At 60.2% G+C, this 21283-nt stretch carries 16 protein-coding genes; 7 read left to right on the top strand and 9 right to left on the bottom strand.

Features of this window, described 5'->3' with window-relative positions:
• Positions 1-11 precede the first annotated feature (11 nt).
• The 7 genes from JH25_RS12530 to aspA form a co-directional block, all read right to left on the bottom strand.
• A complete protein-coding gene (locus JH25_RS12530; protein WP_032878666.1) occupies positions 12-4619 on the bottom strand; it encodes a dermonecrotic toxin domain-containing protein in 4608 nt (1535 codons plus the stop codon).
• Between the two features lie 151 nt (positions 4620-4770).
• Positions 4771-5862, bottom strand: coding sequence for a polyamine ABC transporter substrate-binding protein (locus JH25_RS12525; RefSeq protein ID WP_032878667.1), 1092 nt, complete (start codon positions 5860-5862; stop codon positions 4771-4773).
• The gene (locus JH25_RS12520) at positions 5859-6893 is read right to left on the bottom strand and encodes a histone deacetylase family protein (protein ID WP_032878668.1); all 1035 of its coding nucleotides are present in this window, start codon (positions 6891-6893) and stop codon (positions 5859-5861) included. Before JH25_RS12520 ends, JH25_RS12525 begins: the two co-directional genes overlap by 4 nt.
• A gap of 132 nt (positions 6894-7025) precedes the next feature.
• The gene (locus JH25_RS12515) at positions 7026-8018 is read right to left on the bottom strand and encodes an AraC family transcriptional regulator (RefSeq protein ID WP_032878669.1); all 993 of its coding nucleotides are present in this window, start codon (positions 8016-8018) and stop codon (positions 7026-7028) included.
• A 49-nt stretch (positions 8019-8067) separates the two neighbouring features.
• Complete coding sequence (locus JH25_RS12510; RefSeq protein WP_032878670.1) at positions 8068-9045, bottom strand: asparaginase; 978 nt, start codon at positions 9043-9045, stop codon at positions 8068-8070.
• A 76-nt stretch (positions 9046-9121) separates the two neighbouring features.
• Positions 9122-10567 carry an alanine/glycine:cation symporter family protein gene (locus JH25_RS12505; protein WP_005792545.1) on the bottom strand — a complete coding sequence of 482 codons (1446 nt, stop codon included), beginning with the start codon at positions 10565-10567 and terminating at the stop codon, positions 9122-9124.
• Between the two features lie 392 nt (positions 10568-10959).
• Positions 10960-12384, bottom strand: a complete 1425-nt coding sequence (gene aspA / locus JH25_RS12500; RefSeq protein ID WP_032878672.1) for an aspartate ammonia-lyase — start codon at positions 12382-12384, stop codon at positions 10960-10962.
• Between the two features lie 183 nt (positions 12385-12567).
• Between aspA and JH25_RS12495 the strand changes: the two genes are divergently transcribed.
• The 5 genes from JH25_RS12495 (at position 12568) to JH25_RS12475 (ending at position 16503) form a co-directional block, all read left to right on the top strand.
• Positions 12568-13476, top strand: a complete 909-nt coding sequence (locus JH25_RS12495) for a LysR substrate-binding domain-containing protein (RefSeq protein WP_032881175.1) — start codon at positions 12568-12570, stop codon at positions 13474-13476.
• Positions 13477-13948: 472 nt separating this feature from the next.
• Complete coding sequence (gene purE, locus JH25_RS12490; protein ID WP_003195648.1) at positions 13949-14440, top strand: 5-(carboxyamino)imidazole ribonucleotide mutase; 492 nt, start codon at positions 13949-13951, stop codon at positions 14438-14440.
• Between the two features lie 11 nt (positions 14441-14451).
• Complete coding sequence (locus tag JH25_RS12485; protein ID WP_032878674.1) at positions 14452-15534, top strand: 5-(carboxyamino)imidazole ribonucleotide synthase; 1083 nt, start codon at positions 14452-14454, stop codon at positions 15532-15534.
• A gap of 109 nt (positions 15535-15643) precedes the next feature.
• Positions 15644-15889, top strand: a complete 246-nt coding sequence (locus JH25_RS12480) for a GlsB/YeaQ/YmgE family stress response membrane protein (protein WP_005792540.1) — start codon at positions 15644-15646, stop codon at positions 15887-15889.
• A 77-nt stretch (positions 15890-15966) separates the two neighbouring features.
• On the top strand, positions 15967-16503 hold the full coding sequence (locus tag JH25_RS12475; RefSeq protein ID WP_032878676.1) for a DUF3299 domain-containing protein: 537 nt from the start codon (positions 15967-15969) through the stop codon (positions 16501-16503).
• Positions 16504-16620: 117 nt separating this feature from the next.
• Here JH25_RS12475 and JH25_RS12470 read toward each other — a convergent pair whose 3' ends face one another.
• Together JH25_RS12470 and JH25_RS12465 are read right to left on the bottom strand one after the other, a co-directional pair.
• Positions 16621-17520 (bottom strand): D-hexose-6-phosphate mutarotase, encoded by a 900-nt coding sequence (locus JH25_RS12470; RefSeq protein ID WP_032878677.1) that lies wholly within the window; start codon positions 17518-17520, stop codon positions 16621-16623.
• Positions 17521-17579: 59 nt separating this feature from the next.
• On the bottom strand, positions 17580-17984 hold the full coding sequence (locus tag JH25_RS12465; RefSeq protein ID WP_003176975.1) for an acyl-CoA thioesterase: 405 nt from the start codon (positions 17982-17984) through the stop codon (positions 17580-17582).
• A gap of 405 nt (positions 17985-18389) precedes the next feature.
• Here JH25_RS12465 and JH25_RS12460 point away from each other — a divergent pair, with 405 nt between their 5' ends.
• Both JH25_RS12460 and JH25_RS12455 read left to right on the top strand, forming a co-directional pair.
• Entirely contained in the window at positions 18390-19679 is a 1290-nt protein-coding gene (locus tag JH25_RS12460; protein WP_005792537.1) for an MFS transporter, read from the top strand.
• Positions 19680-19876: 197 nt separating this feature from the next.
• Positions 19877-20863: a phosphate ABC transporter substrate-binding protein PstS gene (locus tag JH25_RS12455; protein WP_005792536.1), complete on the top strand. Its 987-nt coding sequence runs from the start codon at positions 19877-19879 to the stop codon at positions 20861-20863.
• Positions 20864-21283 lie beyond the last annotated feature (420 nt).

The following is a 21283-nucleotide window of genomic DNA, read 5'->3' on the forward strand; positions in this document are numbered from 1 at the left end:
CGGCACTGAGGTTACTTCACCTTGAAAAACAACCGCTGGGCCTGGTCCCGGTTTATTTCGCTGAGGTAGAACGCGGTTTTTTGCTGTTCGTTGAGGCCGTCAAGACTGTCGGCATCTACTCCCCGGGCGTGCTCTTGCGGGGTTTTCAAGCGGCCCCTGAGAAAAGCCCTGGCGGGCACCCATTCGGCCGAATAATGGAAGTGTGCATACCACAGCACAGTTTTATCACTGCGGTTACTCAGGGTGTACTCATCCAGGTAGACCTTGACAGGCCCTTTGAGCCGGCGGCGCTTGACGGTTCTCTTGATTACGATCTCGTTGTTTTGCTTAAGCCATTCCACGCTACTGATGGTGGGTGGGCGTTTCTTGATCATTTGCAGTTTCTGGCGAGCCGCCTCTTGATAGAGTGCCTGCGCCGCTTCGCTCAGTTGTTTGTTGACCAGAGCCGCAGAGCCCCCGTTGCTCTCGGTGGAGTTGCTTTGGGTCAGAGCCTGCTCAATGTTTGCAGAGGCCTGTTCCAGTTTTAACGCATGCTGGTGGTACAGCCATTCAATGCCAGTAGCGCTGCGCTCCGGTTTGATCGCCTGTTGGCCAGTGCGCTGCTTGAAGGCCCCCAACCCGTCCAGAAGCTCCTGGGCCTGGCTGATACTGGTGGCGACGTCCAGAGTAGTGGTGGTAGTGGTGGTCTCGACGGGATTGACGTGCTGCACCCACACACCTGGGGTTTTTTCGTGAAAGGTCGCCATGATCTGCTGGTTGAGAGGAGAGATGACATCCACCATGCCGGTTTCATCGCCAGCTTCTGTCAGTCGTGGTACTCCCACCAATACCCCGTTGTAGCGCGTGTGAATGATTTTTTTCTTTGCTCTTGGCGGTGTTGAAGGCGGTGTCGGGCGACTTCTGAGCGTGTCCCGATCCGCGTGCAGCAGTTCCAGGCTACCCAGGGTTTCGCGGTAGAAATCGCGGATTTTTTCGCGCAGGGTCGTGATACGTGCAGGCAGGGTTGCGTCAGGAAACTCGTCCGGAAAATCCTGCAGGCGTTCGTCGATGATCTTGAACTGTTCCACCAGGCTGCCAAGGGTTTCGATGCGTTCATCCAAGCGTGGCTGGCTACGCTCCATCGACGTTTCATGCAAGGCCTGAATCGACAGGTTGGCGGCGTCGACGATGGTGTCAATGGCACTCCAGGCTGACGAGGCTGTGGCGATGCTGCTGCCGTCCAGGCATAAGTTGCGCGCCATCGACACTTGCAAGGCCCTGAGGTCGCGGGCGGTGTAGCTTGGCAATTTACTCCGGTAATTGCGAATTTGCTCGAATCCCAGCTCACCCAGCGCTTTGAGTTGGGTAAGCCGCGATTGGCTGTAGTTCAGGCGCTGGATCATGTCCTGGCTCAATTCGGTCATGATGCGGGCATCGTCGATATGACGTTCCTCTGGATGGCTGATTTGATGTTCGATCTGGTCGAGCACGGTTTTGAGTTTAGGTGTGAAGGCGACTTGCGCCTCGGTGATACCGGTCCGAGTCAGCTCCAGTTGGGCGCTCACGTAGCGGATTGCGTGTTGCTGATAGTCCGCGCTGGGCGAGAACACATTCAATATCTTGAGCTGTTGCAGTGCCTTTTCGTAGTCGCTGCTCTGGCTCTTGAGTTTTTGCAGGTAGGTTTGGCGGCTGATCTCGGATGAAGTGGATGACGCGGTGTCCGACATTGCCAGACGGGCCTGCTGCAACTCCAATTGCGCAGTGGGTTTGTTTTGTTCAAATAGCGTCAGGCGTCTTTTGGCTTCTATCGCGTTGATCTCAGCTTTGGATTTTGACTGCTCCTGCAGCTGCTTGGAACCGGCGCCGCGCAGGCGCAGACGAGTGTCGATGAACCATTGGCCCTGAGCGTTGTGAATCAACGCAGGTCCTGTTCGACCGGGCTGCTTCGGGTCGATGATGACTACCGCTTCATCTTCACCGGCACTGACCTCAAACCAGCGCTCCCCTACGGGGACGTAATACTTCTGTGCCTGATGAAAGAGATGCTGGTATTGGTTTTTTGAGGTTTCAGCCGCGCCGAGGCCTTGCGGTTTGCTGACCTTGAAGCTGTCGAGCACGGTTGCGAGTTCGCTGGGTATGCGCTTGATTGCGCCGCTGGTGTGCAGGTGCGGTAAATGTGTGGCCGGCAGCTCCTTGGTCAGGGTCACCTCTTGTTTGATCGTGACCTGCTTTGTGCTGGTCGCTTTGGTCAGCTTTGGCGTGGTCTTGCGTGGGTAGCCGGTACGGTGGCTGCGGCTGGCGGCGTGCAACGTGATCGCCATGCCGAGGTTCAACAGGACATCGGTGAGTGCCGACCACTCGGCTTGTTTTTCGTCGTGGTCATGGGCTTGCACAAAAGTTTGCAGTTGATCGACCACCTGCCAGATCCAGGCGCCCGTGCCGATGGTGCGCCCCAGAAACGGCAGCACCCCATTGAAGATCACCCAGCCGGCGTGTTTAAAGGTCGCCCAACGGCTTTCGGCGTTGGACACCGATTGGCGGTCGGCCAGTTCTATCAGGGCCTGGGCATTGGCCTTGAACATTGTGGTGAATCGATCACCGTTGAGTACTTCGGTGCCCAGGGTCATTGGCCCGCTCATGGTCCATAGCTTGTCGGGCTCCACCAGGTAATCGGCGACCGCCCAAGGTGAAGGCAGCGAGCCGGGAAATACATAGTTGGTATAGTCGCTGCGGACCGCATCCGGCAGCCAGGCCAAGACCGACTCGCACAAGCTGCTCGATTGCGCGATCGTATAGATGAGGTTGGCCGGCGACGGGAACTGCATCAGGGCTGGCGTGAACAGCGGCCGGTACAAGAGGCATGGCCCGGCCGCCGGGTCTTCGGGGCCTATCACGTACATGTTGGCGACCGTGTCCACAGAGGTGTCCGTGCGTCGGGTGGGCACGAAGGCCAAGGGCCTGAGTACGATGGTTTGCCCGTCCACTTTGCTGTCAGTGGCCTGTTCTTGCATCACCGCGGTCACATAACGGTAGCCCTGCTCGTCAATGCTGCCTTCCTGGCGGATCTTGGCCTGCAAGGCCTGCATCGGCAGTTGGATACGCAGGTGTTGGCTATATAGCGTATTGCGGCGTGCAGATTCCCGAGTGTCATCCAGCAGCTTTTCCTTGATCAGCGCAGGGTAGGTACGGCCAATATCGGCATCGGTGGCCAGCGATTCAAAATAGGCAGGGGTCATCCACTCAGGCAGGTGGGAACCATTGCTGGTCTTGACCACTTTGTTACCGACGGGCACTGCAATCAGGTTTTGCAGGGCCAGTTCAACCAGGCTGAACGTGTTGCTCTCAACCTGGCCCGGAACGACGAAAGCGCCCCACACGACCGGGCTCTCTATTTGCAGGAAGATCTTCTCCAAGGGCAGGTTAGTGCTATCCGGGTGGTCCTTGATCACCTTTGCCTTGATGACCTTCAACGCGTACGCCTCGATAGTAGGGACGTCGTCCAGGAACGACCGACCGGCATTCTGGTTATGCAGCGCGGCGAGGTCTTTGAGGTGCCGAGCATAGAAATTCGAGTCGCTGGGTGAAGCGTTTGTCAGCCAGTCGGGCATCTGCTCGCGGTACCAGGCCAGATCCGGGCTGCTTTGCGCAGGCGGAGGGGCAGCAGCAGGTGGCGTGCCCAGTGCCATATCGACGTTGTTGGTTTTGCGCAGGTCGGAGAAGTCGATTTCAGCGATGGTATCGATCTGCAATGACACCAAGGCACAGGCTTGGTGATCAAAGAAATTGCCGTCCGGTTCAAACAGACGCCATTGGATTTGCGGGTCCGTGACAGAGCCCGACAGGTGCGCGGGCAAGGATTGGCCCAGGTGCTCCAGCGAAGGAAACTTTTCATAACCCTTGAGCAGCGAATGCGTGAGGACTGTGGTTTTGCCTTCGTGTTCGCCGATCAATACCGCGATGATCACATCATTGACGTGCTTGACCTGCCCTTCATCGTCGACTCGGTCGATATCAACCAGGCAAGCCCTGAGCTTGTAGAGGTCGTTGCCCTTTCTGTCGGCTTTGTCGGGGTGAGTGAACAGGGCGCGAGCCATGGCACACTCGGTGGCGGTCCAGTCATCGGCGGCCTCGACATCCCACACCGTGCGCAGCAGGTTCGACAGCTCGTGCCAATGTGGGCCGCTGCCGTTGGTTTGATTCCAATAGTTGATCGTTTGTTGCTGGTAGGCCCGCAGCATCGAAGGCGCAAGTTGGTTGATGGTCTTGGCGATTTCAGTCACGCGCACGGGCAGGTGTACCGCCGGCTCGATGATCGGTTGCTGCGTGAGAAAGTGCTCGCCCTGAAGGTACAGGATCGGCACCGCCAGCACTGCCTGCCTGGCAAGGATGTCACTCAGGGCCTGGTACTCGGTGGGGCCGGCGCTGACCCGGTCGTCATCCAGGTTCCAGGTGGGCGTTGCGAGCATGACGGTGTCCGGGTCGATATCCAGCGTCGGGTACTGCTCCTGTAGCGCCTCGCGCAGCAGCAGGGTTGCAGTCTCCCTGAACGAAGGACCTGTAGAGAATTGGGTGAGCAGCGCTATGCGTGCATCCGGACGCGATGTGTTCGAGGGCGTGGTCGTTGAAGCGGGGGCGTTCATGGTGAGGCTTCCCTGTCTGGCCGTTTGGTGGAACCAGCCCTGAGGTCAAGGCTAGAAATTTCCATGCTAGGGCGCGGCCACACAGAGAGGCGGTGCTTAGATAGGCCACCTTCACAAGCGCATTCGAAGGTACACGTCAAACCAAGGTGCTTCAGGTGCCGGATTTGATCCTGGTCCAGGCCCTTGTCCTGGCGCGTTCGGCTTTGCTGTCCAGGGGGATGAGGGTGTAGAGCGTGGCCATGGCGGTGTCGGTCGGGTACAGGTTGGGGTTGTGGCGAATGGTCGGGTCGACCCTCTCGGTAGCGTCCCTGTTTGGATTGGGGTACCCGACGAAGTCACTGATGGGCGCGATCACTGTGGGTTGCAGCAGGTAGTTGATGAAGGTGTAGGCGTCGTTCGGGTTTTTGGCGCCTTTGGGAATGGCGAGCATGTCGAACCAGATCGGCGCGCCTTCCTTGGGCAGGCGCATGTCCACGGTCACGCCATTCTTGGCGTCTTTGGCACGGTTGGCGGCTTGGGAAAAACTGCCGGAATAGCCCACCGCCACGCAAATATCCCCGTTGGCGATGTCGGCCATGTACTTGGAGGAGTGAAAGTAAGTGATAAACGGGCGGATCTTCATCATCAGTGCTTCGGCCTTGTCGTAGTCCTTGGGATTGCCGCTGTTGGGGTCCAGGCCAAGGTGTTGTAACGCCAGGGGCAGTATTTCCGAGGGCGAGTCCAGCAGTGCGACGCCGCATTGCTTGAGCTTGCTGAGGTTTTCCTCCTTGAAGATCAGGTCCCAGCTGTCCACGGGGGCGTTGTCGCCCAGGGCCGCCTTGACCTTGGCTGGGTTGAAGCCGATCAGGATGGTGCCGTACATGTAGGGCACGGCGTATTGATTGCCGGGGTCGTTGGCTTCGATCAGCTTCATCAGCTTGGGGTCCAGGTGCTTCCAGTTGGGCAACTGGCTTCGATCCAGGGGCTGGAACACACCGGCTTCGATCTGCTTGGCCAGGAACACATTGGACGGCACCACCACGTCATAGCCGGAGTTGCCGGTGAGCAACTTGGCTTCCAGGGCTTCGTTGGTGTCGAAGATGTCATACACCAACTTGATCGACGGGTTCTGTGCCTTGAAGTCTTCCAGCGCCTTGGGCGTGATGTAGTCGAACCAGTTGTAGACCTTCAGGGTTTTTTCTTCGGCCTGGGCTGCGCCACTGACAACCACGGCACACAGGGCGAGCGACTTGAGTATGTTCATTGGGCTGCTTCCTCGAAACCTTCCAGCACGTTGACGGCGTTGATGCCGATTTCCTCCACCGCGTAGCCGCCTTCCATCACGAACAGCGTGGGCTTGCCCAGGCGGGCAATGCGCGCGCCCATGGCCAGGTAGTCCGGGCTGTCGAGCTTGAACTGCGAGATAGGGTCGTCCTTGAAGGTGTCCACGCCCAGGGACACCACGATGATGTCGGCGGCGTAGCGCTCGATCTCTGTGCAGGCTTGTTCAAGCGCTGCGCTCCAAGCCTCCCAGCCTGAACCTGCGGGTAGCGGGTAATTGAAGTTGAAACCTTCTCCGATGCCTTCTCCCTGCTCATCTGCATACCCGAGGAAGAACGGAAACTCTGCCTCCGGATGGCCGTGGATCGAGGTGAACAGCACGTCGCTGCGTGCATAAAAAATCGACTGTGTGCCGTTGCCGTGGTGGTAATCCACGTCGAGGATCGCGACCTTTTTGCAGCCCTGATCAAGGAACGCCTGGGCCGCGATGGCTGCGTTGTTGAGGTAGCAATAACCGCCCATCAAATCGCTGGCGGCGTGATGCCCAGGCGGGCGGCACAGCGCGAAGGTACTGTGGGCGCCTTGCGCGATGGCGGCCTGGGCTGTGAGGGCGACTTGCGCGGCGCTGTAGGCTGCTTGCCAGGTGCCGGCGGTAATCGGCGCGCCACCGTCGAAACTGTAATAGCCCAACTGGCCGTGCAGGCTGGTGGGAATCACGCGGCGCAACGTGCGGGCGGGCCAGGTGTAGGGCAGCAGGTCGCCGTCCTGGCCGTATTCGGTCCAGCGTTGCCAGGCGCCTTTGAAGAAATCCAGATAGTCGCGGCTATGGACGCGTTGCAGCGGCGCCAGGCCAAAATCCTGCGGGGCCTGCACGGGGCCCAGTTCCCGCGTCTTGACCCGTTGCAGCACGTGGTCGGCACGCGAGGGCATTTCAAAGCAGGGCATCAGTTGCCCGTCCATCAGTTCACAACGGCCGTGGTGCAGGTGGTGATCGTCCGAGTAGATCGTCAGCATTTGTTGTTCTCCGCAAGCTGTATCGGTGTATGCAGTCTTGCGGTGGGCGCGGTTTATGAGAACGTCAGGAGCGGCCAAAAGGGGATCAATATGGCCAAAGTGTGTGTCCGCAATTCGCCCCTCATTGGCGCGTCATGCACGAAATTGGCTTGGCGTTACGCCGCTCCAGCGCACGAAGGCATGTCTGAAACTCGCCGTTTCGCTGAACCCCAGCGTCTCGGCAATTCGGTGGATCGGCCACAGGTTGTCAGCCAACAACTGTTTGGCGCGTTCAAAGCGCAACTCATCGAGCAGTTCCTGATAGCTGCAGCCCAGGTCATGCAGGTGCCGGCGCAGGGTGCGCGCCGAACAGTTCATCTGCTGCGCCAGGCCATCGAGCCCAGGGGCGGCGTGCAGTTGTGCGGCCAGCAACTGGCGGATTCGCCCCAGCCAGGCCTCGCGCCCGGTGAATTCGGTGTTTTGTTTGCGGCAACGTTCGACCATGGCCTGGTGGGTGACCGTGTCGGCCAGGGGCAACGGTTGGGCAAGCCAGCGTTTATCAAAGGCGAACGCGTTGGCAATAGCCTGAAACTGTAGCGGGCAGTCGAAGCTCTCGGCGTAGCGCGCCTGATAATCCGGCGCGTCGTGCTCAAAACGAGCGCCCAGCAAGGGCAGGGGATGGCCGAGCAGGTCGTCACAGATGACCTTCAGTGATCCCAGACACAACTCGACATTGAAGGCGGTCAGGGCCGGGTTTTCGCGGTAGTCGCCGGCCGTGAACCAGATACGTTCGCCGTCTTCCTCCAGGCTCAGTTCGAAGAGTGTTCCCAACAGCGCCGGATACCGCAGGGCCAGGTGCAAAGCGTCACCGAAAGTGGCACTGGTGAGCAGGGCATAGCCCAGTATGCCGTAGGAAGAAACATGCATACGCCGGCCAACGATCAGGCCGATATCGCGCTGACGGGCCACGGCATTGGCGCACACTTGCATCTCCTGGTGCGTGGCGATGCGCGTGTCGGCGCGGCTCAAGTCCGCCGCGCAGATGCCGCTGCCGGCCAGCAACGCTTCGTGGGGCAAGCCTTCGGCCTCGAAGGTACTGAGTACCAAGGACACGGCATTGAGGGTGGTGAGGTGGGAGTGCAGCATGGGAACTTCCAGCCAGGAGAGGCTGGAAGTAGAGCAAGTTACATGCCGGTCAGCTCAGTTCGCCGCACAGGTCCAATTCCACCAGGCGACGGATTTCGCTGGTCTCCAGCCCGGCACCGAGCAGGGCGTTGAGCTTGCCGAACGCTGCCTCGCGGGTCATGCCGCCACCGGACAGTACGCCCACATCGCGCAGGCGGCTGCCGGCCTCGTAGACGTCCAGTTCTACACCGCCTTCATGGCATTGGGTGATAGCAACCACCACCACATCCTGGTCCTGCGCACGTTGAAGGCTGGCCAGGAAGGCTGGGTTGTCACTTGGCCCGGTGCCGCTTCCGAAGCACTCCAGTACCAACGCCTGAATGCCGCTGCCAATTACAGCGTCCAGTTGCGCGGCATCAATACCCGGCACCAACGGCAGTACGGCGACATTCGCCAAGGCTTTGGGCTGACGGTAATCCAGCGCGGCCGGCAGGGACTCGGTGCGGGCAATGCCACCCTGGCGTTGCAAGGTCGCAAACGGATTGCGCCCGAAACTGCGAATTTTCGCGCAACGGGTCGGCGCCATCAGCGCGCCGTGGAAGTACAGGTGTACACCCGCTGCCAGGCCTTCGCCCAATGCCGCCAAAGCACCGCTGACATTTTCCCAGGCATCACTGTCCGGCACGCCGGCCGGCAACATCGAGCCGGTGAACACCACCGGTGCGGGCAAGCCCAGCAATTGGAAACTCATGGCCGCCGCGCTGTACGCCAGGGTGTCAGTGCCGTGCAGGATCAGCACCGCGTCGCAGCCGTCGTCCACGGCTTCAACCACGGCGGTACGCAGGCGCTGCCAGTAGGCGGGGGTCATGTTGGCGCTGTCGATCAGTGGCGACATTTCCCGGAACCGCCACGTGGGCACTGGCGCGTCGGCAAGCTGTTCGCGCATACGCGCCTCAAAACCTGAAGCGGGTGCCAGGCCATTGGCGCTGGCCTGCATACCGATGGTGCCGCCGGTGTAGAGCACCATCACGTTGTTAGCTGGTTGCATGAGAAATCTCCTGAACGAAAAACGCCGCCGGGCCCAGAGCATGCCCAAGGCCGGGCGGCGTGTCATCTAGCGGTGATCAACGTTGCGCTTGAGCGCTCAGTTCAGCCGAGGGTGCTGCTTCAGGCTTCACCGGATTGGCCGGCCAGGCCTTGCGGTCCAGGTCCAGGTCAGGGAACTGGCTGGAGTCGAACACCGGGGTCTTGATGCCCGCTGCACGCTGGTTGTCGTAGTCGTTGAGGATGCGCATGGCGATCTTGAACAGGAATGCCAGGGCGAACAGGTTGACGAACGCGAGCATGGTCATGGTGATGTCGGCGAAGGCGAACACGGTGCTCAGGTTCTCGATCGAACCCCAGAAAATCAGCACCAGCACCAGTGCGCGATAGCCCATCAGCACCTTGCGGTTATTGCCGACCAGAAAGCGCAGGTTGCTCTCGCCCAAGTAGTAGTTGTACATGATCGAGGTGAACACGAACAACGCCAGGGCCACCGAGATGAACATGCGGCCCCAGTCACCGACCACCGCCGCCAGGGAGTTCTGGGTCAGGGCAATGCCGTCGCCTTCAAAGCCTGGGGTGTAGAAACCCGACAGCAGGATCAGCAACGCAGTACAGGTGCAGATCACGAAGGTGTCGAGGAACACGCTGAACGCTTGCACCACGCCCTGGGCGATCGGATGCTCTACCGAAGCCACCGCGGCTACGTTAGGCGCACTGCCCAGACCTGCTTCGTTGGCGAACACGCCGCGCTTTACACCCATGATGATCGCGCTGCCCACCAGGCCACCGAAGGCTTGGTCGAGGCCGAACGCGCTCTTGACGATGGTCGCGAGCATGGCCGGCACGTGGTCGAATTGCAGCACGATCACGTACAGGGTCACGGCGATGTACACCAGGGTCTTGACCGGTACCAGCAGGTCGGCAATCGACGCAATACGCTTGATCCCGCCGATGAACACCAGGCCCAACAACACCGCCAGCGCGAGGCCGGTGTAAGTGGTGTCGAGGCCAAAGGCGTTATTGAGCGAGTGGGTCACGGCGTGGGCTTGCAGGCCGTTGAAGGCAAAACCGAAGGTCACCAGCAGCAGGAACGCCATGACCATCCCCAGCCAACGCTTCTGCAGGCCGTGCTGGATGTAATAGGCCGGGCCACCACGGTAGGTGCCTTCAGCGTCGGTGCGCTTGTACAACTGGCCGAGGGAGCACTCGATAAAGCTCGAAGACATGCCCACCAGCGCGGTGACCCACATCCAGAACACCGCCCCCGGACCACCCAGGGTCACAGCAATACCGACACCCGCGATGTTACCGGCACCCACGCGGCCGGCCAGGCTGAGCATCAGCGCCTGGAACGAGCTGAGTTGACCGGCGCTGCTCTTGAGGCTGTCTTTAAACACCGAGAACATGTGGAAAAAGTGACGCAATTGAACGAAACGCGAGCGGATCGTGAAATAACCGCCGAGCCCGACTATGAGCACGATCAGTACTTTCCCTGAGAGGAAGTCGTTGATGACTTCGAGCATGGAGTGTTCCTCGCTGATTTTTCTGATGGCAAACGCAGGACGGTCCGACGCATCGCTCAGCACCAGGCAGTGCACGACGCTTCGATCCCCATCCTTTTGCGGGTGTTGTTATTCATGCGGTTTCGCGTGGTACCCGGGCCTCGTTACCGATGGCCGCAGACGCGAGAGGGGCGGCACTATACCTAGGCGAGACTGATCCGTCTGCACGGGCTGATTAAAGGTTTCAGCCACGCGGTGGCAAGCAAGGTGGGTTTGCAGGGCGATATTGGAGTTTTTATGGGCTTCATTTCACAACCTTGAGGCAAAAAAAAGGGCCTGAAGAACGAGCCTTCAGGCCCTCAAAAGGTGAGAGGTGTCTAGTCCCTCAGCCTGGTGAGCGGTGCAACAAACGCTTAGGCCTTCAGCGGGACCAAGCGTGGAGCGATCATGTTTTCCGGGCGCAGGATGTCGTTGAGCATGGCGTCGTCGAGCAAGCCTTCTTCACGCACCAGTTCCAGCACGCCGCGGCCGCTTTCAAGAGCGATACGCGCGATGCGGGTGGCGTTTTCATAGCCGATGTAGGGGTTCAGCGCGGTGACCAGGCCGATGGAGTGCTCCACCAGTTCGCGGCAGCGTGCTTCGTTGGCGGTGATGCCGACGATGCAATGCTCGCGCAGCATGTCCATGGCGCGTTGCAGCAGGCGGATCGAGTCGAAGATCTTGAAGGCGATCAGCGGCTCCATCACGTTCAGTTGCAATTGGCCGCCTTCGGCCGCCATGGTCAGGGCCAGGTCGTTGCCGATGACCTGGAATGCCACCTGGTTAACGGCTTCCGGAATCACCGGGTTGACCTTGCCGGGCATGATCGAGCTGCCTGGCTGGCGCGCCGGCAGGTTGATCTCATTGATGCCGGTGCGTGGGCCGCTGGACAGCAGGCGCAAGTCGTTGCAGATCTTCGACAGCTTCACCGCGGTACGCTTGAGCATGCCGGAGAACAGCACGAAGGCGCCCATGTCGGAGGTGGCTTCGATCAGGTCGGCCGCCGGTACCAGCGGCTGACCGCTGATGGTGGCCAGGCGTTGTACGGCCAGGGCCTGGTAGCGTGGGTCGGCGTTGATGCCGGTGCCGATGGCGGTGCCGCCCAGGTTCACTTCGGTGAGCAGCTCCGGCGCCAGGGTCTTCAAGCGCGCCAGGTCTTCACCCAGGGTGGTGGCGAAGGCGCGGAATTCCTGACCGAGGGTCATCGGCACGGCGTCTTGCAATTGGGTACGGCCCATTTTCAGCACATGGCTGAACTCGGCGCCTTTGGCGGCGAACGCCTGGATCAGGCTGTCGAGGCTGGCCAGCAGCGCGTCATGGCCCAGCAGCAGACCCAAGCGGATCGCGGTCGGGTAGGCGTCGTTGGTCGACTGCGCCATGTTCACGTCGTTGTTGGGGTGCAGGTACTGGTATTCGCCTTTCTGATGGCCCATGGCCTCCAGCGCGATGTTGGCGATGACTTCGTTGGCATTCATGTTGGTTGAAGTGCCAGCGCCGCCTTGAATCATGTCCACCACGAACTCTTCGTGGAAATCGCCGCGGATCAGGCGGGCACAGGCTTCGCTGATGGCAGCGTGCTTGGCTTCGCTGAGCTGGCCCAACTCGCGGTTGGCGTCAGCCGCTGCTTGCTTGACCATTGCCAGGCCGACCACCAATTTCGGGTAATGCGAAATCGGAACGCCCGAGAGGCGGAAGTTGTTCACCGCTCGCAGGGTCTGGATGCCGTAATACGCTTGAGCAGGTACTTCGAGTACGCCAAGCAGGTCTTTTTCTGTACGGAAAGATGCAGCAGAGGACATGACGGAAATCATCTCGATATGGACCCGGAACTGGCCGGAACGCTGCGAATGCTAGGCTTGTAGAAGTTTTTGGGCCAATGCTGTTAAACACTGGGCTATGCACAAACGGCATAATGTGGATGTGACCCAGCCATGATGGCGGGCGTGTGTGCCAAAATGGTGCATTCGGCGTGGGAGGCAATGATGAACCTTGAAAGCAAATGGCTGGAAGACTTCAGCGCCCTGGCGGCGACGCGCAGCTTTTCCCAGGCTGCGGAGCGGCGTTTTGTGACGCAGCCGGCGTTCAGTCGCCGTATTCGCAGCCTTGAAGCCGCGTTGGGCCTGACGCTGGTCAACCGCTCGCGCACGCCCGTGGAGCTGACAGCGGCGGGGCAGTTGTTCCTGGTGACGGCGCGCACCGTGGTCGAACAGCTCGGCGAAGTACTGCGGCATTTGCATCATCTGGAAGGCGGGCAGGGTGAAGTCATGCAGGTGGCGGCCGCACACTCGCTGGCACTGGGGTTCTTTCCACGTTGGATCGCACAGCTGCGCAACGAGGGGCTGAACATCGCCACGCGATTGGTTGCCACTAACGTCGGCGACGCTGTGCACGCCCTGCGCGAAGGCGGTTGCGACCTGATGCTGGCGTTTTACGACCCGGATGCCGCCATGCAGATGGACGCCGAGATATTCCCATCGCTGCACCTGGGCAACACCGAAATGCTCCCGGTGTGCGCCGCCGATGCCGATGGCAAGCCGCTGTTCGACCTGGAAAGCGAGGGCAGTGTGCCGTTGCTGGCCTACAGTGCCGGGGCGTTCCTCGGCCGCTCGGTGAATTTACTGCTGCGCCAGCGGGCCCTGCGGTTCACCACCATTTACGAAACCGCCATGGCTGACAGCCTCAAGAGCATGGCTCTTGAAGGCTTGGGCATCGCCTGGGTGCCTCAACTGAGCGTGCGTGCCGAACTGGCTCGCGGCGAACTGGTGGTGTGCGGCGGGCCGCAATGGCACGTGCCCCTGGAGATTCGCTTGTATCGCTGTGCGTTGGTGCGCAAGGCGAATGTGCGGTTGCTGTGGCGCAAACTGGAAGGAGGCGCGGCGCAAAGTACCTGAGCCTGACACAGATCCAATGTGGGAGGGGGCTTGCTCCCGATAGCGGTGTGTCAGGCGCTGATTAGGCCACTGAAACACCGCTATCGGGAGCAAGCCCCCTCCCACAGGGTTTTGCGGTGCAGGGGACTGACTCAAGAGTCAATAAAACCGCCGGTTTGAGCGGCTAGACAGATGGTCATTCCAGGGGCTGTTTATCTGGATTATTACGGTATACTGCGCGGCCTTCGGCCGGTTCAACCGGCCGCGTTTCGAGGTCAGAACTCGCCGAGCGAAGATCAGGCAAGGCAAAAACAAGCGAGGAAGCGGAGTTGGCTTTAGCCAATGAGCATTCCGAGTTTGTTTTTAACGCAGCCTGATTGAGCGCAGGCAGTTCTGGCCCGAAACTAATTCGTACAACAAGCCACGCCGGTCTCCTGCGTGGCTTGTTGTTTTTTGACGCGCCTGCGGGCGCCCAGAGAGAAGAGGCACGACGATGAGTGCATTGGTTGGCGTGATCATGGGCTCCAAGTCCGATTGGTCCACCCTTAGCCACACCGCCGATATGCTGGAAAAACTCGGCATTCCGTATGAAGTGAAGGTGGTCTCTGCCCACCGCACCCCGGATTTGCTGTTCCAGTATGCCGATGAAGCAGAATCCCGTGGCATCGAGGTGATCATCGCCGGTGCCGGCGGCGCGGCGCACTTGCCAGGTATGTGTGCGGCCAAGACGCACCTGCCGGTGCTTGGCGTGCCGGTGCAGTCGTCGATGCTCTCGGGCGTGGATTCGCTGTTGTCCATCGTGCAGATGCCGGCCGGTATCCCGGTAGCGACCCTGGCGATCGGCAAGGCCGGCGCGATCAACGCTGCATTGCTGTCGGCCAGTATCCTGGGCGCCAAGCACCCGCAGTTCCACGCGGTGCTGAAAAAATTCCGTGCTGAGCAGACAGACAGTGTGCTGGACAATCCAGACCCACGCATCGCCTGAGGTTGTTGACGATGAAAATCGGTGTAATCGGTGGTGGCCAACTCGGTCGCATGCTGGCCCTGGCGGGCACTCCGCTGGGGATGAACTTCGCTTTCCTGGACCCGGCGCCAGATGCCTGCGCCGCCGCCCTGGGTGAACACCTGCGCGCTGACTACAGCGACCCGGATCACCTGCGCCAACTGGCCGACGAAGTCGACCTGGTGACGTTCGAGTTTGAAAGCGTCCCGGCCGAAACCGTGGCCTTCCTGTCGCAGTTCGTACCGGTGTACCCGAGCGCTGAAGCCTTGCGCATCGCCCGGGACCGCTGGTTCGAGAAGAGTATGTTCAAGGACTTGGGCATCCCCACCCCGGCCTTCGCCGACATCCAGTCCCAGGCAGACCTGGACGCCGCTGTCGCCAGCATCGGCCTGCCTGCGGTGTTGAAAACCCGCACCCTGGGTTACGACGGCAAGGGCCAGAAAGTGCTGCGTACCGCCGCCGATGTGGTTGGCACCTTCGCTGAGCTGGGCAGCGTCGGCTGCCTGCTGGAAGGCTTTGTGCCATTCACCGGTGAAGTATCGCTGATCGCCGTGCGTGCCCGTGATGGTGAGACGCGCTTTTACCCGCTGGTGCACAACACCCACGACAGCGGCATCCTCAAGCTGTCCGTGGCCAGCACCGACCACCCACTGCAGGCCCTGGCCGAAGATTATTCCAGCCGCGTGCTCAAGCAACTGGATTACGTCGGCGTGATGGCGTTCGAGTTCTTTGAAGTCGACGGCGGCCTCAAGGCCAACGAAATCGCCCCGCGTGTTCACAACTCCGGGCACTGGACCACCGAAGGCGCCGAGTGCAGCCAGTTCGAAAACCACCTGCGGGCGGTGGCGGGCTTGCCGTTGGGCTCCACGGCCAAGGTCGGCGAGAGCGCCATGCTCAACTTCATCGGCGTAGTCCCGCCGGTTGAGCGGGTGATTGCCATCGATGACTGCCACCTGCATCACTACGGCAAGGCGTTCAAGGCCGGACGCAAAGTCGGGCACGCAAACCTGCGCTGCAAGGATCGCGCAACGCTGCAGGCGCAGATCCTCAAGGTCGAAGCGCTGATCGCCGAGTAATAAGCCGGGAGTCGGCGGGAACCATTGGTCACCGTCGTCTCTCTGATTGCAGGATGATAAAGCCTGACTAGGCTTTGTCATGACTCACATTCAATCAGAGGGAAATGCCATGGGTATCATTGGAACCATCTTTATCGGCTTGATCGTTGGCCTGCTGGCGCGTTTCCTCAAGCCGGGTGACGACAGCATGGGCTGGATCATGACCATTCTGCTGGGTATCGCCGGCTCCCTGGCCGCGACCTATGGCGGCCAGGCACTGGGGATCTACCAGGCAGGCCAGGGCGCGGGCTTCATCGGCGCGCTGGTAGGTGCCATCGTGTTGCTGGTGATCTACGGCCTGATCAAAAAGAAGTAATCAGCCGACAAAGTCCTCTGCGCTGCGCAGGCGCAGAGGGCTAGAATGCTCGGCACTTGTATTTGCCGAGCCTCTCCATGCGCCGTCTATTCTTGACTCTCCTCCTGCTGGGCTCTGGCCTGGCGCACGCTGGCGAACTGCCGGAAACCGACTGGCTCGACCTGATGCCGCTTTCGGACCAGAAAGCCCTCGAAGCCATGCCAGAGATCGACCATAACTCCCCCGAAGCCCAAGGCACGTTCACTGAAAAAGGTGGCTTGAAGCAGAGCAAAGGCTTGCCCGCAGTGATGTATTCCACCAAGACCGTGGCGGCCATGAACGGCAAGAATATCCGCATTGGTGGGTATCCGGTGCCGTTGGAAACCGATGCCAAAGGCCGCAGCACGCTGTTCTTCCTGGTGCCGTATCCGGGCGCCTGCATCCATGTGCCGCCACCGCCGCCTAACCAACTGGTGCTGGTGCGGTATCCCAAGGGGTTGAAGCTGGATGATATCTACACGCCGCTGTGGGTCACGGGCATGTTGAAGGTGGAGAAGGTCAACAATGACTTGGCCGATGCAGCGTATGCGCTGGAGGCGGGGAAGGTGCGGGTGGTGAAGGAGTCCGATCTCTAACTGGCGCTACCAATCCCTGTGGGAGCTGGCTTGATCTGCGATGCAGGCGACTCGGTGTGTCAGTTGCACTGAGGCGATGCTATCGCAGGCAAGCCAGCTCCCACATTCTGACTGGGTTTACAAAGTGATATTGGTGATACGAACGCCCAAGGTGTGGCTTTTACCGGGGGCCAGGCTTACCACATCATCCAGCACATTCGCCGTCTCGATGCACAACATGCCCTGCCAGCCATCGTCAGCCATGTCATCAAGTGCCTTGGCCCGTTCGGTCCAGGGGTTCCAGATCACGGTGGACTTCGAGCCTTCGCTGGTGAGTTGGACGCGGCGCTGCCAGTCTTTATCGACAATGCTCAACTGCGCCGGTGTATCCAGGTATATGCGATCGGTTTCGCCAGTGAAGTGCAGCAGCCCGGATTGCTGTTTCTCGGTCCACCCATCAGCAGTATCGATATAGGCCAAGCCATCCACCCCCTCGACCTGCACGTTGCGCACGTCGCTCACAGCAAAGTAGGTGTGCAGTGCCTGGCTGAAGGTCACGGTGTCGGTGCCACGGTTGTGGCTGGTGAGGCGGATATGCAGTTGCTCGTCCAGCAGCAGGCTCAGCGTCAAGTCAACCTGATGGGGCCAGCCGGGAAAGCCGTTCGCAGGAGTCGGCAGCACCAGCTCGATACGCAGGGCTTCACCTTCGATTGCCGTCCCGGCCAACTCCCAGAGCGCGGTGCGCACAAAGCCGTGGGCGCCGGCAGGCTGATCGCTTTGGCGCATGGCTTTTACGCTCTGCGGGTTACGGTCGAAAACACCAAACCACGGCCAGCACACCGGCACGCCGGTACGGATGCCTTTGCCCCGCTTGAACACCGCCGCGGGGTTCGGCCATATCAGTGGCTGTTCGCCCTCGCGCTGGTAACTGAAGATATGCGCACCCTGTTGGGCCACCATCAGCTCGGCGCCGTTGTGGCGGATGCGCCAGCAGTCCAGCTCGTCGATTTTCATCGTCTCAACGTGGGGCGTAGGCATAACAAAGCTCTCTCAAGTGGCAGGCAATGGGGCAATTGACCGTTAAAACCCGGCGAGGTTTAACGCGCCCGTGACGGTACCGAACGGGTGCGACCGCTGCCGTCGATGGCGACGAACACAAATACCGCTTCGGTGACCTTGCGCCATTCGCTGGACAGCGGGTCATCGCTCCACACTTCGACCATCATCTGGATCGAGCTGCGGCCAATTTCCAGAGCCTGGGTATAGAAGGAAAGCTGTGCACCCACGGCTACCGGTACCAGGAAGGCCATGCGATCAATGGCGACGGTGGCTACGCGCCCGCCGGCGACCTTGCTGGCCATTGCCGTGCCTGCCAGGTCCATCTGCGCGACCAGCCAGCCGCCGAAGATATCGCCAAAACCATTGGTTTCACGCGGCAGTGCAGTGATTTGCAGGGCGAGATCGCCTTGCGGGATAGGATCTTCTTGTTCGAGTTCGATCATGCCGAGGGTGCCTCTGACCCGTGACGCTTCATGGGTATTTGAAGTGGATAGCCGTCTTCTGGAAAAACGTTTCAGCACCAACATACACCGCTCGATGCGTTTCTCGTAAGGCGAACTAAAGGGAAACTCTGCCAAATCGGCTGGATGGTACCCAACAACGTTTTGGCACAGCAGCCCCTCAAGACAGCGGGTCTGGCGCTTGCACTGGCGAGTATATCGAGACCCTGGCGCCACGACGACCTCCGGACGCTCATTTGGTCGGTAAATAGACGCTGTATCGGGGCTTTTGCGCGCAACTGTGTTCCTGGCGCTGTGCTTTTTCAGGCGATTTGCTATCTTGCCAAACCCGCCGCAAGTCACGGGCGTGCAGTCCTTTACGATGATTACTATAAGAGAAGCCTTGCCATGTCCTCCGTGCCCGCAAGCAGTGCGCAGCCCTCGCGCCCGCTGACCCGCAACGACTACAAAACCCTGTCGCTGTCTGCCTTGGGCGGGGCGCTGGAGTTCTACGACTTCATCATCTTTGTGTTTTTCGCCACCGTGGTCGGAAAACTGTTCTTCCCCGTCGACATGCCCGAATGGCTGCGCATGATGCAGACCTTCGGCATCTTCGCCGCCGGCTACCTGGCCCGCCCACTGGGCGGCATCATCATGGCGCACTTCGGCGACCTGCTGGGGCGCAAGAAGATGTTCACCCTGAGCATCTTCATGATGGCCGTACCCACCCTGATCATGGGCCTGCTGCCCACCTACGCGCAGATCGGCCTGTGGGCGCCGCTCTTGCTGCTGCTGATGCGCGTCATCCAGGGTGCGGCGATTGGCGGCGAGGTACCGGGCGCCTGGGTGTTCGTCTCCGAGCACGTTCCGCCGCGCCACATCGGCTACGCCTGCGGCACCCTGACCAGCGGCCTCACCGCCGGTATTCTGCTCGGCTCGCTGGTAGCTACTGCGATCAATACGGCCTATACCCCGGAGCAGGTCTCCGATTACGCCTGGCGGATCCCATTCCTGCTTGGCGGTGTATTCGGTCTGTTGTCGGTGTATCTGCGCCGCTGGCTGCATGAAACGCCGATCTTCGCTGAGATGCAGCAACGCAAGACCCTTGCTGCCGAGCTGCCGTTGCGTGCAGTGCTGCGTGACCACCGTGGCGCCATTGTGTTGTCGATGTTGCTCACCTGGCTGCTGTCCGCCGGCGTCGTGGTGGTTATCCTGATGACGCCGACCGTGCTGCAAACCGTCTACCACTTCAGCCCCACGGTGGCACTGCAAGCCAACAGCCTGGCCATCGTGACCCTGAGCCTGGGTTGCATCGCCTCGGGTGCCCTGGCCGACCGTTTTGGCGCCGGTCGCGTGCTGGTCACCGGTTGCGCACTGCTGCTGGCGACCTCCTGGACGCTGTATCACAGCCTGATGGCCCACCCGGACTGGCTGTTTCCGTTGTACGCATTGACCGGTTTGTTCGTGGGCACCATCGGTGTAGTGCCCTACGTGATGGTCAAGGCGTTCCCGCCAGTGGTGCGCTTCAGCGGCCTGTCGTTCTCCTACAACGTCGCCTATGCCGTATTCGGTGGACTGACGCCATTGGCGGTGTCGCTGCTGATGAAGGAGAGCCCGATGGGCCCGGCTTACTATGTGGCCGTCCTGTGTGTGATGGGGATGTTGGTGGGTGGGTATCTGTGGAAACGCGGTCGCTAACGCCAGCCTGATCTACTGTGGTGAGGGAGCAAGCTCCCTCGCCACAATGAGAGTGCCTGTTCCGTTTTTTACTTCGCATACCTTTGCTTCCCGATAGTGGCCTTTCATCTAATTGTCACATTGCAGACATAGAGTGTTCACACGGCCTCTCGATACTTGGCCCCGATCCAATTATCCCTATCTGCTAGGAGCAAGGCATGAAACTGAAACGTTTGATGGCGGCAATGACTTTTGTCGCTGCTGGCGTTGCGACCGCCAACGCGGTGGCCGCTGGTGTTGATCCGGCAATCCCGGCGTACGTCAAGACCACTGGTGTGTCGGGTAACTTGTCCAGCGTCGGCTCCGACACCCTGGCTAACCTGATGACTTTGTGGGCTGAGGGTTACAAAAAGGAATACCCGAACGTCAACATCCAGATTCAAGCTGCCGGTTCCGCCACCGCGCCACCTGCGCTGACTGAAGGCACCTCTAACCTGGGCCCGATGAGCCGCAAGATGAAGGACACCGAACTGGCGGCCTTCGAGCAGAAGTACGGCTACAAGCCAACCGCTATCCCGGTTGCCGTGGACGCCTTGGCGGTGTTCGTGCACAAGGACAACCCGATCCAGCACCTGACCATGGAGCAAGTCGACGCGATCTTCTCCTCGACTCGCCTGTGCGGCGCCAAAGCTGACGTTAAAACCTGGGGCGACCTGGGTGTGACCGGCGACCTGGCCAACAAGCCAGTGCAATTGTTCGGTCGCAACTCGGTATCCGGCACCTACGGCTACTTCAAGGAAGAAGCCCTGTGCAAAGGCGACTACAAGCCAAACGTGAACGAACAACCTGGCTCGGCTTCGGTCGTGCAGTCGATCAGCTCCTCGCTGAACGGCATCGGTTACTCGGGCATCGGCTACAAGACCGCCAGCGTGAAGACCGTGGCCCTGGCCAAGAAAGGCAGCACTGACTTCATCGAAGACAGCGAAGAAAACGCCCTGAACGGCAAATACCCGCTGTCGCGCTTCCTCTACGTGTATGTCAACAAAGCCCCGAACAAGCCTCTGGCCCCGCTGGAAGCCGAGTTCGTGAAACTGGTGCTGTCCAAGCAGGGCCAGGAAGTTGTCGTCAAGGACGGCTACATCCCACTGCCTGCCAAAGTGGCCGCCAAGGCCTTGGCTGAGCTGGGTCTGAAAGAAGGCAACTAAGCCTGCGATACCTGATGTAGACGCATGCTTTTCTGTGGGAGCGGGCTTGCCCGCGATGCTGGCGACGCGGTTTAGCGTTGAAATCGTGTTGATGCCATCGCGGGCAAGCCCGCTCCCACATAAGCAGTCTGCATCCCTAATTTTTAATCCGCTGCCAGCCCTGCTTCGCGGCGGATTTTTTGCGTCACTGCACTGTCATCTTTCTGTCATACAGGATCGCTAGGGTGTGCGCATGAATGATCTGGCCAATTCCACCATGACGACAACTTCTCCCCCCAAGCGCATTGATTTCAATACGCCTGAGCTGCAACGCAAGCGCCGCATTCGCGCGCTCAAGGATCGCCTGACCCGCTGGTATGTGCTGGTCGGTGGCCTCGCCGTCCTTGGCGCCATCACCTTGATCTTCTTCTTCCTCGCCTA

It is taken from the genome of Pseudomonas sp. BRG-100 (assembly GCF_000737955.1).
Taxonomy (GTDB): domain Bacteria; phylum Pseudomonadota; class Gammaproteobacteria; order Pseudomonadales; family Pseudomonadaceae; genus Aquipseudomonas; species Aquipseudomonas synxantha_A.